This is a genomic window from Pseudoduganella ginsengisoli (assembly GCF_009720865.1).
In the GTDB taxonomy this organism is placed as follows: domain Bacteria; phylum Pseudomonadota; class Gammaproteobacteria; order Burkholderiales; family Burkholderiaceae_D; genus Rugamonas; species Rugamonas ginsengisoli.
In genome coordinates, this window is record NZ_WNLA01000001.1 from 100,347 (window position 1) to 115,229 (window position 14,883).

15 protein-coding genes are annotated in these 14,883 nt (G+C 60.6%); 14 read left to right on the forward strand and 1 reads right to left on the reverse strand.

Features of this window, described 5'->3' with window-relative positions:
- Window positions 1–35: 35 nt before the first annotated feature.
- The 11 genes from GM668_RS00415 to GM668_RS00465 all read left to right on the forward strand — a co-directional run bounded on the left by GM668_RS00415 (window position 36) and on the right by GM668_RS00465 (window position 11,116).
- The gene (locus GM668_RS00415) at window positions 36–947 is read left to right on the forward strand and encodes a MotA/TolQ/ExbB proton channel family protein (RefSeq protein WP_211923331.1); all 912 of its coding nucleotides are present in this window, start codon (window positions 36–38) and stop codon (window positions 945–947) included.
- A 6-nt stretch (window positions 948–953) separates the two neighbouring features.
- Window positions 954–1,382, forward strand: a complete 429-nt coding sequence (locus tag GM668_RS00420) for an ExbD/TolR family protein (RefSeq protein ID WP_155436969.1) — start codon at window positions 954–956, stop codon at window positions 1,380–1,382.
- A gap of 56 nt (window positions 1,383–1,438) precedes the next feature.
- Window positions 1,439–1,870, forward strand: coding sequence for an ExbD/TolR family protein (locus tag GM668_RS00425; protein WP_211923332.1), 432 nt, complete (start codon window positions 1,439–1,441; stop codon window positions 1,868–1,870).
- 64 nt (window positions 1,871–1,934) lie between these two features.
- Entirely contained in the window at window positions 1,935–3,152 is a 1,218-nt protein-coding gene (locus GM668_RS00430; protein WP_229498782.1) for a tetratricopeptide repeat protein, read from the forward strand.
- Window positions 3,153–3,325: 173 nt separating this feature from the next.
- Complete coding sequence (locus GM668_RS00435; protein ID WP_155436970.1) at window positions 3,326–4,297, forward strand: bifunctional riboflavin kinase/FAD synthetase; 972 nt, start codon at window positions 3,326–3,328, stop codon at window positions 4,295–4,297.
- 82 nt (window positions 4,298–4,379) lie between these two features.
- Complete coding sequence (gene ileS, locus GM668_RS00440) at window positions 4,380–7,235, forward strand: isoleucine--tRNA ligase (RefSeq protein WP_155436971.1); 2,856 nt, start codon at window positions 4,380–4,382, stop codon at window positions 7,233–7,235.
- 145 nt (window positions 7,236–7,380) lie between these two features.
- A complete protein-coding gene (gene lspA / locus GM668_RS00445; RefSeq protein WP_155436972.1) occupies window positions 7,381–7,890 on the forward strand; it encodes a signal peptidase II in 510 nt (169 codons plus the stop codon).
- Window positions 7,891–7,899: 9 nt separating this feature from the next.
- Window positions 7,900–9,126 (forward strand): bifunctional phosphopantothenoylcysteine decarboxylase/phosphopantothenate--cysteine ligase CoaBC, encoded by a 1,227-nt coding sequence (gene coaBC, locus GM668_RS00450; RefSeq protein WP_155436973.1) that lies wholly within the window; start codon window positions 7,900–7,902, stop codon window positions 9,124–9,126.
- An 8-nt stretch (window positions 9,127–9,134) separates the two neighbouring features.
- The gene (dut, locus tag GM668_RS00455; protein ID WP_155436974.1) at window positions 9,135–9,584 is read left to right on the forward strand and encodes a dUTP diphosphatase; all 450 of its coding nucleotides are present in this window, start codon (window positions 9,135–9,137) and stop codon (window positions 9,582–9,584) included.
- Window positions 9,585–9,596: 12 nt separating this feature from the next.
- Window positions 9,597–10,694 (forward strand): M48 family metallopeptidase, encoded by a 1,098-nt coding sequence (locus tag GM668_RS00460; protein ID WP_155436975.1) that lies wholly within the window; start codon window positions 9,597–9,599, stop codon window positions 10,692–10,694.
- 5 nt (window positions 10,695–10,699) lie between these two features.
- On the forward strand, window positions 10,700–11,116 hold the full coding sequence (locus GM668_RS00465; RefSeq protein WP_211923333.1) for a surface-adhesin E family protein: 417 nt from the start codon (window positions 10,700–10,702) through the stop codon (window positions 11,114–11,116).
- Here GM668_RS00465 and GM668_RS30970 read toward each other — a convergent pair whose 3' ends face one another.
- Complete coding sequence (locus GM668_RS30970; RefSeq protein ID WP_155436976.1) at window positions 11,117–11,725, reverse strand: PEP-CTERM sorting domain-containing protein; 609 nt, start codon at window positions 11,723–11,725, stop codon at window positions 11,117–11,119.
- A 273-nt stretch (window positions 11,726–11,998) separates the two neighbouring features.
- On the opposite strand from GM668_RS30970, the gene GM668_RS00475 reads away from it, so the two are divergent.
- The 3 genes from GM668_RS00475 (at window position 11,999) to GM668_RS00485 (ending at window position 14,872) form a co-directional block, all read left to right on the forward strand.
- Window positions 11,999–13,015 (forward strand): XdhC family protein, encoded by a 1,017-nt coding sequence (locus tag GM668_RS00475; protein WP_155436977.1) that lies wholly within the window; start codon window positions 11,999–12,001, stop codon window positions 13,013–13,015.
- A 70-nt stretch (window positions 13,016–13,085) separates the two neighbouring features.
- The gene (locus GM668_RS00480) at window positions 13,086–13,976 is read left to right on the forward strand and encodes a DMT family transporter (RefSeq protein WP_155436978.1); all 891 of its coding nucleotides are present in this window, start codon (window positions 13,086–13,088) and stop codon (window positions 13,974–13,976) included.
- A complete protein-coding gene (locus GM668_RS00485; RefSeq protein ID WP_155436979.1) occupies window positions 13,976–14,872 on the forward strand; it encodes a DNA-3-methyladenine glycosylase 2 in 897 nt (298 codons plus the stop codon). Before GM668_RS00480 ends, GM668_RS00485 begins: the two co-directional genes overlap by 1 nt.
- Window positions 14,873–14,883: the final 11 nt, after the last annotated feature.

The window sequence follows — 14,883 nt, forward strand, 5'->3', positions numbered from 1 at the left end:
CAGCGAACTGATTATTTTATCAATTTGGAGGAAGCATGTTTAAGAATACCCGTTTGTCCGCTGTACTGGCCGCAGTGCTGTTCTCGGTGACCGCAGCCACCGCTCTGGTGAGCGCCCCGGCAATGGCTGACGCGCCTGCATCGGCTGCCGCTTCGGCACCTGCAGCGGCTCCGGCGGACGCACCAGCAGCGGCTCCAGCTGCTGACGCAGCAGCCCCAGCTCCAGCTGCCGCACACGGCGGTAAAGAAGAAGTGGAAAACCCATTCGGCTTCGCTGCTGTTTGGGCCGGTGGTTTCGTTCCACGTGCTACCCTGATCATTCTGGCCCTGATGTCGATGGGTTCCTGGTACATCATCATCACCAAGCTGATCGACCAGCAAAAAATCTTCAAGCAGTCGAAAGAAACCGCTGCCAAGTTCTGGAAAGCTTCGTCGATCGCTGCTGGCTCCGCTCAGCTGACCGACGGTTCGCCATTCCGCTTCATCGCTGAAACCGGCACCAAGGCAACCGCTCACCACGACGGTGCCCTGCTGGAACAAATCGACCTGTCGACCTGGGTAACCATGTCCATCCAGCGCGCTGTTGAAAAAGTACAGTCCCGCCTGGCAGATGGCCTGTCGTTCCTGGCAACCGTTGGTTCGACCTCCCCGTTCATCGGTCTGTTCGGTACCGTTTGGGGTATTTACGGCGCGCTGACCAACATCGGTATGACCGGTAACGCATCGATCGACAAAGTTGCAGGTCCAGTGGGTGAAGCACTGATCATGACCGCGCTGGGTCTGCTGGTTGCAGTTCCTGCCGTTCTGGGCTACAACTGGCTGGTACGCCGCAACAAGACCGCAATGGAAGACGTTCGTTCGTTCTCCGCTGACGTTCACTCCGTGCTGATTTCCGGCGCAATGTCGACCTCCCAGGCTGGCGCTGCTGCTGCTAAAAAGATTGGTTAATTAATCATGGGTATGTCCGTAGGCTCCGATAGCGGAGATGACGACGCCGTCCTGTCAGAGATCAACACCACGCCCCTCGTGGACGTGATGCTGGTTCTGCTGATTATCTTCCTGGTGACCAGCCCGGTTGTGCTGAAACTGCAGAAAATTGAACTGCCGAAAGAGCTCAACCAGCCGATCCAGGCGAAGCCAGAAAACGTCAACATCGTTGTTAACAAGGATGGCGACATTTACTGGAATCAGAAACGGATGGCCGACACGAACGAGTTGTTCGATTTTCTGAAGGAACAGGCGGTGAAAGTGCCTCAGCCGGAAGTTCATGTACGTGGCGACAAAGATGCCCGTTATGAATCGATCGGCAAGGTGATCTACACCACCCAGCGTGCAGGCATCCAGAAGGTCGGCTTCATTACCGAGCCGCCTGACAGGGGCTGACGCCCTCGCCGCCCGGACGGTTTCCGCCCGGGCGGATTTCAAGAAAGGAATAACTCATGGGTATGAATGTCGGTGGCGGTAAGGCTCCTAGCGCCGATCCGGAACCAATGATGGAAATGAACATGACGCCGTTGATCGACGTCATGCTGGTGCTGATCATTATGCTGATTATCACCATTCCAAAAGCTAACCACTCGGTGAACTTGAACATGCCGGTCGGCACCCCGCCGCCGCCAACCAAGGAACCAGTTGTGGTGACGATCGACGTGGACTTTGACGGCACGATTCTCTGGGATAACCAGGTCGTTCCTGACCGTGGCACGTTGGAAGCCAAACTGATGAACGTGGCAGCGCAAGCTGACCAGCCTGAAGTTCACCTGCGTCCGAACAAGCTGGTTCAGTACGATGCAGTGGCAGGCGTGATGGCTGCGGCCCAGCGCCTGGGCGTCACCAAGATTGGCCTGGTCGGTAACGAACAGTTCCAGTAATCCGTATGTATGTACAATAGGCAGGCCATCCTGCCTATTGTTTTTTTAGAAAGAACACTTCCTTATGACCAAGTTTCGTCTCGCGCATCTCGGCCTGGTGATGGCCGCTATCGGTTTCAATGCCGCAGCCCCTATGGTCGGCATGACGTCGGTTGCCTACGCTGCGGATGCAGTCCGCCCAGAAGTCGGCAAACCACTGCAGGAAGCGCAGAAACTGGCGGCGGCAGGCAAGAATAAAGATGCGCTGGCCAAGCTGAAGGAAGCCGACGCAGTCGGCGGCAAATCCGAACACGAGAAATACCTGATCGAGCGCACCCGCGCCTCGGCAGCAGCAGCTGCCGGCGACCATGAAACCGCAGCCCGCGCCTTTGAAGCCGTGATCAATTCCGGCAAGCTGTCCGCGGCGGAAGCGCCAAAATTCACGCAATCCCTGGCCAGCCTGTACTACCAGGCCAAGGATTATCCCAAAGCCATTATCTGGATCCAGCGCGCGCTGAAAGACAATCCAGGCAATCCACAGCTGCAGGAATTGCTGACCCAGACGTACTACGTGTCGGGCAAGTACGCTGAAGCAGCCAAGGAACTGCAATCGAACGGCCGCGCATCGGAAGCCCAGCTGCAAATGCTGGCCAACATCCAGCTGAAGCAAAACGACAAGGTTGGCTACGTCAACACCTTGGAAAAGCTGGCTGGCAATTATCCAAAAACCAGCTACTGGGCTGACTTGCTGCAGCGCGTGGTGACCAAGCCTGGCTTCTCTTCCACCTTGAACCTGGACATCCTGCGCCTGAAACTGGCGCTGGGCCTGCTGAACAAGCCGTCCGACTTCATGGAAATGGGCCAGCTGTCACTGCAAACCGGCAACCCGGCTGAAGCGCTGAAAATCATTGACGAAGGCTACAAAAAAGGCGCCCTGGGCCAGGGTTCCGACGCGGACCGTCATAAGCGCCTGAAAGACCTGGCGCTGAAAACCGAAGCCGAGTTCGCTGCCAAGCAAGCGACCACCCAGGCTGAAGCCGAGAAGAACAAGGACGCTGACGCCCTGTTCAACCTGGGCTTTGCACTGGTGTCGTCCGGCAAGGCTGACCAGGGCCTGAAACTGATGGACCAGGCAGTCAAACTGGGTACCGCCAAACGTCCTGAAGAAATGAAGCTGCACTTCGGCTTGGGCCAGATCAATGCAGGCAAGAAAGCTGCCGGCATTGCTACGCTGAAAACCGTTAAAGGCACCAACGGCGAAGCCGAAGTGGCCCGCTACTTCGTGTTGCAGAACAAGGGTTAATCCCCCGCACTGCACAAAAAAGCTGCCTCCGGGCAGCTTTTTTTATTGCTTTTTGCTTTGGTGCCTGGCACCACGAAGGGCCTGGAAGTTCCCTTCCATCCTTAACTTAGGTCAAATTGGCTGTCAGAACGTATAATCCGTTATTTAAGCCCAGTTTTTAGCGCAAAAATCCTATGAAGGTATTTCGCGGACTTCCCAATGCTGCAGCGCGCGCGCCCTGCGCATTGACTATAGGCAACTTCGACGGTGTCCACCGTGGCCATCAGGCGTTGCTGGCGCGCGTACGGGCTGCCGCCGACCGGCTGGGCCTGGAAGCGGCCGTGATGACCTTTGAACCGCATCCGCGCGAATTCTTTGCGCAAAAGTCCGGCGACTTGTCGAAAGCCCCGGCCCGCATCGCGAATTTACGCGACAAGCTGCAATCGCTGTCCAACAATGGCATCGACCGCGTCATCGTCGAACACTTCAGTACGCCATTTGCGTCGTTGAGCCCGCAGGAATTCACGGAAAAAGTGCTGGTCGAAGGCTTGCACGTGAAATGGCTGATGGTGGGCGGCGACTTTTGCTATGGCGCGCGGCGCGCCGGCAATGTCGCCATGCTGGAGGAAGCCGGCCGCCAATACGGTTTTGAAGTGGAAATCCTGCCGACCGTGATGAATGGCGAGCACCGCATTTCCAGTTCCGCCGTCCGTGTCGCGCTGTCCGATGGCGATTTCGCGCATGCGGAACAATTGCTCGGCCACCCGTATTCGATTTCCGGCCACGTGATCCACGGCGCCAAATTGGGCCGCACCATTGGTTTCCCGACCTTGAACTTGCGCGTACCGCACCGCCCTGCGCTGGGCGGCATCTTCATCGTGCAAGTGCATGGCCTGGCCGAAGGGCCGCTGCCGGCCGTGGCCAGCCTGGGCGTGCGTCCGACCGTGGAAAACGCGGGCCGCGTGCTGCTGGAAGTGTATATTTTTGATTTCAACCGCCCCTGCTATGGCGAAAACGTGCGCGTTGAATTCCTCAAGAAAATTCGTGACGAAGAAAAATTCATCGACTTGCCCACGTTGACCGCGGCCATTGAACAGGATGCCCGCGAGGCGCGCGCCTGGTTTGCCCAGCGCAGCGGCGCCGTCACCGCCACCGACCGAATTTGAGCGTTATTCAGCTCAACCGAATCTCGGCGCCCTGCTATCGAAGCAGGGCGCCAACCGATACTCCAACATTAAAGATCGATCCATGTCTGACAAGTCCCAAAAAAGTAAATATCCGGTCAATATGACCGAAACCCCATTCCCGATGCGCGGCGACCTGGCCAAGCGCGAACCAAACTGGGTCAAGGATTGGCAAGACAAAAAGATTTACCAGCGTATCCGCAAGGCTGCCGCAGGCCGTCCGAAATTCGTGCTGCACGACGGTCCTCCATACGCCAACGGCGACATCCACATCGGCCACGCCGTCAACAAGATCTTGAAAGACATGGTGGTGAAATCGCGCACCATGGCCGGCTTTGACGCGCCTTACGTGCCGGGCTGGGATTGCCACGGCATGCCGATCGAAATCCAGATCGAAAAACTGTATGGCAAGAATTTGCCGACGGCGGAAGTGCTGACCAAGGCGCGCGCCTATGCGCACGAACAAATCGAGCGCCAAAAGAAAGACTTCATCCGCCTGGGCGTGCTGGGCGAGTGGGAAAACCCGTACCTGACAATGAACTTCGGTAATGAAGCGGACGAGTTGCGCGCACTGGGCAAGATGTATGAAAAGGGTTATGTGTACCGTGGCCTGAAGCCGGTCAACTGGTGCTTCGATTGCGGTTCCGCGCTGGCGGAAGCGGAAGTCGAATACAAGGACAAGCGCGACCCGGCCATCGACGTGGGCTTCCCGTTTGCCGAGCATGACAAGCTGGCCGCCGCCTTCGATTTGCCAAAGCTGCCGACGGAAAACGGCTTCATCGTGATCTGGACCACGACGCCATGGACCATCCCGTCCAACCAGGCGCTGAACGTGCACCCGGAAGTCAAATACGCACTGGTGGAAACGCAGCGCGACGGCCAGCCATTGCTGCTGATCCTGGCGCAAGACCTGGTGGAAGCGTGCCTGCACCGCTACAAGCTGGAAGGCACGACGATCGGCACCGCCACCGGCGCCGCACTGGCCAACATCCGCTTCAAGCACCCGCTGCACGCGCGCGATGCCTTCTTCGACCGCTACTCGCCGATGTACCTGGCGGAATACGTGACGACGGAAAGCGGTACCGGTGTCGTGCACTCGGCGCCGGCCTATGGCCTGGACGACTTTATCTCGTGCAAGGCGCACGGCATGAAGGATGATGAAATCCTCAAACCAGTGATGGGCGACGGCAAATACGTGCCGACCCTGCCGCTGTTTGGCGGCATGACGATCTGGGAAGCGTCGAAGCCGATCTGCGACGCGCTGCGCGAAGCGGGCGCGCTGTTCGAACTGAAAATGTTCGACCACAGCTACATGCACTGCTGGCGCCATAAAACCCCGATCGTGTACCGCGCCACGTCGCAGTGGTTCGCAGGCATGGACGCGCATCCCAAAGATGGCGGCCCGACCTTGCGCCAGACCGCACTGAAAGGCGTCGATGCGACGCGCTTCTTCCCGGACTGGGGCCAGGCGCGCCTGCACGGCATGATCGCCAACCGTCCTGACTGGACCCTGTCGCGCCAGCGCCAGTGGGGCGTGCCGATGGCCTTCTTCATCCACAAGGAAACCGGTGAACTGCATCCGCGCACGCCGGAGCTGCTGGAACAAGTGGCGCAGCTGATTGAAAAGAACGGCATCGATGCCTGGCAGGCGCTCGATCCAGCCACCCTGCTGGGCGACGACGCGGCCATCTACGAAAAGAACAAGGACACCTTGGATGTCTGGTTCGATTCCGGCACCACGCACCAGACGGTATTGCGCGGTTCGCACCAGGAACAGAGCCACTTCCCGGCTGACCTGTACCTGGAAGGTTCGGACCAGCACCGCGGCTGGTTCCACTCGTCGCTGCTGACGTCGGCCATGCTCAATGGCTCGGCGCCGTATAAAGCGCTGCTGACGCACGGTTTCGTCGTCGATGGCGAAGGCAAGAAAATGTCCAAGTCGATCGGCAACACCGTATCGCCGCAAGACGTGTCGAATAAACTGGGCGCCGACATCCTGCGCCTGTGGGTGGCCGCCACCGATTACACGGGCGAGCTGTCGATCTCGGACGAAATCCTGAAGCGCGTGACGGAATCGTACCGCCGTATCCGCAATACCTTGCGCTTCCTGCTGGCCAATACGTCGGACTTCGACCACGGCAAAAATGCCGTGCCGGTGGCCGAATTGCTGGAAATCGACCGCTATGCGCTGGCCGCAACGGATGCGCTGCAAAAAGAAATCGCCGCGCACTACGAGAATTATGAATTCCACCCGGTCGTGTCGAAATTGCAGAACTTCTGCTCGGAAGACCTGGGCGGCTTCTACCTCGACATCCTGAAAGACCGCCTGTACACGTCCGCCGTGGATTCGCACGCGCGCCGTTCGGCACAGACGGCCCTGTGGCACATCACGCAAAGCTTGCTGCGCGTGATGGCGCCGATGCTGTCGTTCACGGCGGAAGAAGCGTGGGCAGTCTTCGCCGGCAAGGAAGCCTTTGCCGCCAGCGATGAAACCATCTTCACGCAAACGTACTGGGAATTCCCGGCCGTGGCCGACGCCCAAGCACTGCTGGCCAAGTACGATGCGCTGCGCGCCGTGCGTGCCGACGTCACCAAGCAGCTGGAAGAAGTGCGCGGTTCGGGCGCGATTGGTTCGTCCTTGCAGGCGGAACTGTCCATTAAAGCTGCCGGCGACAAATATGCGCTGCTGGCCAGCCTGGAAGACGACTTGAAATTCGTATTCATCACGTCGCAGGCGCACGTGGCGCACGTGGCTGACGCTGCGGACGAAGCCGTGGAAGTGAAGGCATCGGAAGCCGCCAAGTGCGAGCGCTGCTGGCACTACCGCGCGGACGTCGGTTCGCACGCGGACCATCCGGGCCTGTGCGGCCGCTGCCACAGCAACCTGTTTGGCGCGGGCGAGAAGCGCAAGTTCGCGTAACGCCTCCGGCCGGTATGCAAAAACCGGCCCGCGTCGCGAAACCGCAGGGCGGATTTTATAAATCCGCCCTGGCGCCGTCGAAACGCATACACGGCGGGTTTAACTCGGCGTCCCCGTAAAACCCGCCCTACCACTTCATTACTACATGGCTAAATCCAAACCAATCGCAGCAAAATCCTCATCCGGCGGCGGGCTGGCCCCGTGGCTGGGCATTGCCACTATCATCATTTTGCTGGACCAGATCAGCAAGATCACCATCAACAAGACCTTCCGCTACGGCGAAGACTTGCTGGTGACGTCGTTCTTCAATATCACGCTGGCGTACAACAAAGGCGCCGCATTCAGTTTCCTCCAACACGCGGGCGGATGGCAGCGCTACCTGTTTACCGGCATCGGCATTGCCGCTGCCGTGTACATCGTCTACCTGTTGAAACGCCACGCGGGCCAGCGCATGTTTTGCTGGGCGCTGGCGCTGATCATGGGCGGCGCGATCGGCAACGTGATCGACCGCGTGCTGTATGGCCACGTGGTGGACTTCCTGGACTTCCACTGGCCCACTATCGGCCACTTCCCCGCATTTAATATTGCGGATACGGCGATTTGTATTGGCGCCGGCCTGTTCATCCTCGATGAACTGCGCCGCGTGAACAAATAAGGAGCGACTATGGAACTCGATGGCAAAAAAATCGTCCTGGGCCTGTCTGGCGGCGTCGCGTGCTACAAGGCTGCCGAACTGTGCCGCGCGCTGACGCGCGAAGGCGCATCCGTGCAAGTGGTCATGACGGATGCGGCCGAACATTTCATCACGCCCGTCACCATGCAGGCGCTGTCCGGCAAGCCGGTGTACAGCAGCCAGTGGGACCCGCGCGTGGCCAACAACATGGCGCACATCGACGTGACCCGCAATGCCGACGCGATCCTCGTGGCGCCCTGCTCGGCCGACTTCATGTTCAAGCTGGCGCACGGCGCCTGCGATGATTTGCTGTCGACCATGTGCGTGGCCCGTCCACGCAGCGTGCCGCTGCTGGTGGCGCCGGCCATGAACGTGGAAATGTGGCAAAACCCGGCCACCCAGCGCAACGTCCAGCAACTGAAGGATGACGGCATCGTCATCTTTGGCCCCGCTGCCGGCGAACAGGCGTGCGGCGAAGTGGGCCTGGGCCGCATGCTGGAGGCGGAACAATTGCTGGCGGAACTGGTGGCGGCGTTCCAGCCCAAAGTCCTGGCCGGCAAACGCATCCTCGTCACGGCCGGTCCGACCTTTGAAGCCATCGACCCGGTGCGCGGCATTACCAATCTGTCGTCCGGCAAAATGGGCTACGCCGTGGCGCGCGCGGCCCGCGAGGCAGGTGCGGAAGTCGTGCTGGTTTCCGGCCCGACCGCATTGCCGACGCCGTTCGGCGTCCAGCGCATTAATGTGCAAAGCGCGCAGCAAATGTACGACGAAGTCATGCGCGCCATCCATGGCCAGCACGTGTTCGTCTCGGTGGCTGCCGTGGCGGACTGGCGCGTGGCCAACCCCAGCACGCAAAAGATGAAAAAGAAAGGCGACGGTACCGTGCCGGATTTGAAGTTCGAACAAAATCCGGACATCCTGGCCACCGTGGCCCAGCGCACCAGCCTGGCCGGTTATCCGTATTGCGTGGGCTTTGCCGCGGAATCGGAAAACTTGCTGGAATATGGCGCCGCCAAACGGGAAAAGAAAGGCATCCCGCTATTGGTCGGCAATATCGGCCACCAGACGTTCGGCCAGGACGACAACACCATCATCCTGTTCGATGAAAACGGCCACACGATCTTGCCGCGTGCCGACAAGCTAACCCTGGCGCGCGCCTTGATTTCTGAAATCTCCAAGCGCATCGATAAACACTCGTTATTCTCGCCTCAATAAGCAATCCAATGAAAACCGTAGACGTCAAAATCCTCGACCCGCGCATGAAAGACCAGCTGCCGGCCTATGCAACCCCGGGCAGCGCCGGCCTCGACCTGCGCGCCTGCATCGATGCACCGATGGTCATCGAGCCGGGCCAGACCGTGCTGATTCCAACCGGCCTGGCGATCCACATTGCCGATCCGGGCTACGCCGCGATGATCCTGCCGCGCAGCGGCATGGGCCACAAGAACGGCATCGTGCTGGGGAATCTGGTAGGCTTGATTGACTCGGATTACCAGGGACAACTAATGGTTTCCACCTGGAACCGCGGACACAATTCGTTTACGCTGAATCCCATGGAACGGCTGGCCCAGTTGATCATTGTGCCGGTGCTGCAAGTGGGCTTCAACGTGGTGGAAGAATTCGGTAATTCCGAGCGCGGCGAAGGCGGTTTCGGGAGCACCGGCAAACATTAAGAGGACTGGAACATGATGGGCAAGGCAAGGCGTTGGGCGTTTTATATCACTGCGGCAGGCGCCGCCACCTTGCTGACGGGCTGTTCCACAACACTGTGGCCCGGCAAGCCTGTTCCAGAACCCGGCCCGGCGCCCTACACGCCGGCCGCCCCGCAGGAGCCTGTGCTGTCCGCCCGCGCCGTGGCGGCGCAGGAATCCCTGAAAACCATGGTGGCGCTGCAAGACCGCCTGTCGCGCGTATCGGCGCCCCTGTTGATCAACAATGCAGACTTGTGCCGCTCCCAGGCCCGCAACCTGCTCGGGTTCACGGCGCAAAACCGTTATTCGTATCCCGGTGAATACAGTGAAGCGGCAGCCGCCGTGCTCGGTTATGGCGACCGCCTGCAAGTCAGTTCCGTGCTGGCCGGCAGCGGCGCCGCACGCGCCGGTTTGCGCAAGGGCGACAGCCTGATTGCCGTCGAAGACAAGCCGCTGCATGGCGGCCCGGATGCGGAAGCGCATGCGGCGGAAGTACTGGGCCCGCTGGTCGGCAACCGCGCCGCGCTGAACCTCACCATTGCCCGCAGCGGCCTGTCGCAAACCATGAACGTGCCCGTCACGCGGGCGTGCGCAATCCGCATCCAGCTGGGCAACAGCGACAATATCAATTCGTATGCGGATGGCCAGCGCGTAGCCATCACGCGCGGCATGATGAATTATGCGCAAAGCGATGAAGCCATTGCCTATGTGCTGGCGCGCGATATCGCCCACAATGTGCTGGGCCACGCGGGCGCCATGCGCCAGACCAATACGCAAGGCAGCATGATCGACAACCTGGTACGCGCGAAACCGGATACGTCGCTGCTGATTGGCGGCGGCGGCATCAAGCCGGTGCCGCAAGACCTCGACGCGGCGGCTGACACGCTGGCCATCTATATGCTGCAGCGCGCCGGCTACAACATCGACCACGCCAAGCCGTTCTGGCAACGCCTGTCGAACCAGTATCCGGCCACCGTACTGAATGGCTACACGGCTGCCCACCCTGCCGTTGCCGTGCGCATGGCTGCGCTGGACAAAGCCGTGTCGGACGTCAAAGCCAAGCTGGCCGCGAAAAAGCCGCTGGTGCCATGATGCGCATGTGGTCTTCCGCCCTGTTGCTGGCAGCATCCGCCAGCGCCCTGCCCGGCGCGCATGGCGCCGAATGGACGCGCATCGGGCGCGGCGCCAATCCCGAAGTGTATGTCGACCTGGCGTCCGTCAAGGAAGAAGCCAACGGCCGCAGCGCGTGGGTCATGCGCAATTACAGCAAGGGCCAGACGGCGCCCGATGGCAAACCTTACCGCTCGGTGCGCACGCAGCATGTCTATGCGTGCAAGGACCACACAGCCACGTTGCAGGCGCAATCGTTTTATCCGGACGCGATGGGTAAAGGCGAAGCGGTGGGGAATTTCAAATATGAACAATATGACGCGGAAAAAATCGCGTCCGGCAGCGCGATGGACAGCGTGTCGAAACGCGTCTGCCGCAAGAAGCTGCGCAAGCCGCGCCGCTGATCAACGCCCCTGCTTGCGCCGGCGCGACAGTGCCACGCCGGCCAGGCCCAGGCCCAGCAGCGCAACGCTGCCCGGTTCCGGCACATTGTTGGCGCTGATCTTTGTCGTGAAGTAAGCGTAGTCATTATTATTGGCATCGCCGGCCCAGATCCAGTGGGCGCTGTTGTTGATCAGGGAACGATCGCCCCATGGGTTGACGCCATCCGGCCCCAGGTCTTGCAGAACGCCATAGGCGCCGTTGAAACCCGTGTTATTGCCCTTCCAGTTGGTGGTATCGGTCGTCAGGAACGTCGAACCGTTGGCGAATTTGTGGCCCGTGCCGGACAGCGAAAAGTCGCCGAGGAAGCCGGCAATCCCGCCCAGATCGAATGCATAGACGTGCAAGTAATAATTGGTGCCCTGGGCCAGGGTAACGTTATTGGTGTACGACGTCGTCCAGTCGGCGCCATTGCCGAAACTCGTTCCCGTCACGCTATCGGACGTCGACAAATACATGGCATAACCATTGTCGACACTCGCATGCGTTGTCAGCACCGTTGCGGACGCATTCAGCGTAAGAGCTGAAGCAATGGTGGCGATGGCGTAGCGCGCAAAACTGGTAACTTTCATGGCGTAGTTCCTTTATGGGATGAGGATGCCATGTCCAATGCAATTACCATGCCAGATATTTTCATTTGGAAATTATTATTTCTAATCAGAAACTTAGATTTCCAATGCAAAATCTTTGTCAGCGGGAATGTAAAAATTTCCGACAAACACCGGTCACGGCACTCTACCGCAATGCGCTGCACTGTGAACCAGATGCCGGCGCCTGCACTACGACGATGACTGGTATATGCAACCTCCGGCGCGCGCGCTGATGCAGCGGTGTATAGTCATGCGATGGACAGCATAGACCTCGAAGTACTGAAAACCAGCGCCGCCTGGATCGCCGCAGGCCACAAGGCCGAACTCGTTACTGTCATGAAAACGTGGGGCTCCAGCCCCCGCCCGATCGGCGCCACGCTGGCCATTTGCGACGATGGCACGGTGGTGGGGTCCGTGTCCGGCGGCTGTATCGAAGATGACTTGATTGCCCGCGTACGCAACCATGGCATTACGCGCGATACGCCGGAAGTGGTCAGCTATGGCATCACGGCAGACGAAGCGCATCGCTTCGGCTTGCCGTGCGGCGGCACCATTGAACTGGCGCTGGAACCACTGGGTCCGCACAGCCGCATCGCGGAATTGCTGGACATGCTGGAACAGCGCCGCCTGGTTGAACGGCGCCTGGATCTCGACACGGGGGCCGTCACGCTGGCCCCTGCCGTGGCGGGCAATATCCTGGAACGCATCGGCAATTCCCTGGTGACGCAGCATGGTCCCCGCTGGCGTTTGCTGATCATCGGCGCCGGCCAGCTGTCGCGCTTCCTCGCGCAAATCGCCACGGCCATGGAATACCACGTGACGGTGTGCGACCCGCGCGAGGAATACCGGCAAGGTTGGCACGTCGATAACGTGCAACTGGTGCACGCGATGCCCGATGACCTGGTGCTGGAAATGAAACTGGACCACCGCAGCGCTGTCGTGGCGCTGACGCACGATCCCAAGCTCGATGACCTGGCGCTGATGGAAGCGCTGAAATCCGATGCGTTTTACGTGGGCGCCATTGGCTCGCGTTTAAACAATAGCAAGCGGCGCGAACGGCTGGTGCAATTCGACGTGACGCCCGAACAGCTGGACCGCCTGCACGGCCCGATCGGCCTGTACATCGGCAGCAAGACCCCGGCGGAAATCGCGATTTCCATTCTGGCGGAAATGACGGCCGTGAAAAACGGCGTCCCGTCCAGCATGCAAGTCAACCACGCCGCCGCTCCGCAGCCGCAATCCGGCAGCGCTTGCATGGTGGGGGCAGTTTAAAAGCAAGAATCGACAAGCAGATATGGGCCGGGTCGGCCACAATAGCGGTTCAACTTAATCGGTTACCGCTATGAGCACTGCCAACTTGCTGCGTCTTGTTTTGCTGGCCTCGATCTGGGGCGGCTCTTTCCTGTTTATGCGCATTGCCGCGCCGGTGCTCGGGCCGGCCGTGCTGATTGAATACCGGCTGATATTTGCCGCGGGTTTTCTTGCCGTGGTTGGTTTCGTCATGAAAAAGCCGCTGGGCTGGCGCACGCACTGGAAGCACTATTTCATCCTCGGGCTGTTCAATTCCGCGATTCCCTTCGTGCTGTTTGCTTATGCGGCGCGCATGCTGCCCGCTTCCGTCCTGTCGGTATTGAATGCCACGGCCCCCATGTGGGGTGCGCTGATTGGCGCGGTGTGGCAGCGGCAAATGGTGTCGGGCCGCGTGCTGGCCGGTCTCGTGCTGGGTACGTGCGGCGTCGCACTGCTGGTGGGACTGGACCACGCCAGCGCCCGCGCCGGCGCGGCTCTCGCGATTGCCGCCGCCCTGCTGGCATCGTTCAACTATGGCATTGCCAGCACGTATGCGAAAACCGCGCAAGCCGTCGAGCCGTTCGCCAATGCACACGGCAGCATGTGGGCCGCCGCGCTGCTGACCTTGCCGCTGGTGCCGCTGATGCCTTCGCCCGGTTCGCCTACGATGGGCATTATGGCGGCAGCGTTCGCACTGGGCGTGCTGTGCAGCGGCGTGGCGTACCTGATTTACTACAAGCTGATCCGCGACGTGGGCGCCACGTCCGCCCTGACCGTCACGTTCCTCAGCCCCCTGTTCGGCATCTTGTGGGGCGTGCTGTTCCTTGGCGAAACCGTGGGCTGGCACACGCTGGCAGGATCCGCCATCGTCATTGCCGGTACGGCGCTGGTAACAGGCTTTAAACCGAACTTCGGCTGGCTGCGCCGGACGGAGCCCGTGTAATGGCGTGGGACATTGCGCTGCCGGACGGTTACCGGCTTCATGACGTGCTGGCCTTTCACCAGCGCGATGCGGAAAACGTTGCGGAACACGTGACGCCGCAGCGCCTGCGCAAGGCAGTGGTGCTGGCCGGCACACCCGTGCTGCTCGACGTGGCCTTCGAAGGCGCCGTGGCCCGCTGCTCGGCGCTGGCCGATGGTGAACCCACGGATGCGGTGGACAGCGCCATCCGCGGCGCGCTGCGCAATGTGCTGGGACTGCGCATCGACCCGCAACCATTTACCGACATGGTGGCCGGCGATCCTGTGATGGGGCCGCTGGCCAAGCGCCAGCCGGGCCTGCGCATCGTGCAATCGGCCACCGTGTTTGAAGCGCTGACGTGGGCCGTCATTGGCCAGCAAATCAACCTGGCCTTTGCCATTGCGCTGCGCCGCACGTTGATCCAGCTGGCCGGTCCCCGGCACAGCGGCGGCCTGTGGTGCTATCCCGATGCGGCCGGCGTCGCGCGGCTCAGCGTGGATGACTTGACCAGCCGCAAATTTTCGCGCGCCAAGGCGGAAACCCTGCTGCGCTTGTCTGCGCTGGTGGCCGATGGCGCGCTGGACCTGGAGCCCGGCCCCGCCAACACCATCGCCGATATCAGCGAAGCGCTGCTGGCTGTGAAAGGCATCGGCCCGTGGACCGTGAACTATGGCTTGCTGCGCGGCTATGGCTACGAAGACTGCTCGCTGCACGGCGACGTCGCCATCCGCACTGCCCTGCAGCCGCTGCTGGGCGGCGATGAACGGCCAGATATTGCCGCCACCGAACGCTTCCTGCAGCGCTACGCGCCCCACCGCACGATGGCCGCCGCCCACCTGTGGGCCAGCCTGCATCCGCGCGGCGACGGCAATGGCTGACGCCGGGGGCG

Excerpts from the sequence above, each read along its gene's own strand:
- GM668_RS00415 (WP_211923331.1), top strand. The coding sequence starts at position 36 with ATGTTTAAGAATACCCGTTTGTCCGCTGTACTGGCCGCAGTGCTGTTC.
- GM668_RS00420 (WP_155436969.1), top strand. The coding sequence starts at position 954 with ATGGGTATGTCCGTAGGCTCCGATAGCGGAGATGACGACGCCGTCCTG.
- GM668_RS00425 (WP_211923332.1), top strand. The coding sequence starts at position 1,439 with ATGGGTATGAATGTCGGTGGCGGTAAGGCTCCTAGCGCCGATCCGGAA.
- GM668_RS00430 (WP_229498782.1), top strand. The coding sequence starts at position 1,935 with ATGACCAAGTTTCGTCTCGCGCATCTCGGCCTGGTGATGGCCGCTATC.
- GM668_RS00435 (WP_155436970.1), top strand. The coding sequence starts at position 3,326 with ATGAAGGTATTTCGCGGACTTCCCAATGCTGCAGCGCGCGCGCCCTGC.
- ileS (WP_155436971.1), top strand. The coding sequence starts at position 4,380 with ATGTCTGACAAGTCCCAAAAAAGTAAATATCCGGTCAATATGACCGAA.
- lspA (WP_155436972.1), top strand. The coding sequence starts at position 7,381 with ATGGCTAAATCCAAACCAATCGCAGCAAAATCCTCATCCGGCGGCGGG.
- coaBC (WP_155436973.1), top strand. The coding sequence starts at position 7,900 with ATGGAACTCGATGGCAAAAAAATCGTCCTGGGCCTGTCTGGCGGCGTC.
- dut (WP_155436974.1), top strand. The coding sequence starts at position 9,135 with ATGAAAACCGTAGACGTCAAAATCCTCGACCCGCGCATGAAAGACCAG.
- GM668_RS00460 (WP_155436975.1), top strand. The coding sequence starts at position 9,597 with ATGATGGGCAAGGCAAGGCGTTGGGCGTTTTATATCACTGCGGCAGGC.
- GM668_RS00465 (WP_211923333.1), top strand. The coding sequence starts at position 10,700 with ATGTGGTCTTCCGCCCTGTTGCTGGCAGCATCCGCCAGCGCCCTGCCC.
- GM668_RS30970 (WP_155436976.1), bottom strand. The coding sequence starts at position 11,725 with ATGAAAGTTACCAGTTTTGCGCGCTACGCCATCGCCACCATTGCTTCA.
- GM668_RS00475 (WP_155436977.1), top strand. The coding sequence starts at position 11,999 with ATGGACAGCATAGACCTCGAAGTACTGAAAACCAGCGCCGCCTGGATC.
- GM668_RS00480 (WP_155436978.1), top strand. The coding sequence starts at position 13,086 with ATGAGCACTGCCAACTTGCTGCGTCTTGTTTTGCTGGCCTCGATCTGG.
- GM668_RS00485 (WP_155436979.1), top strand. The coding sequence starts at position 13,976 with ATGGCGTGGGACATTGCGCTGCCGGACGGTTACCGGCTTCATGACGTG.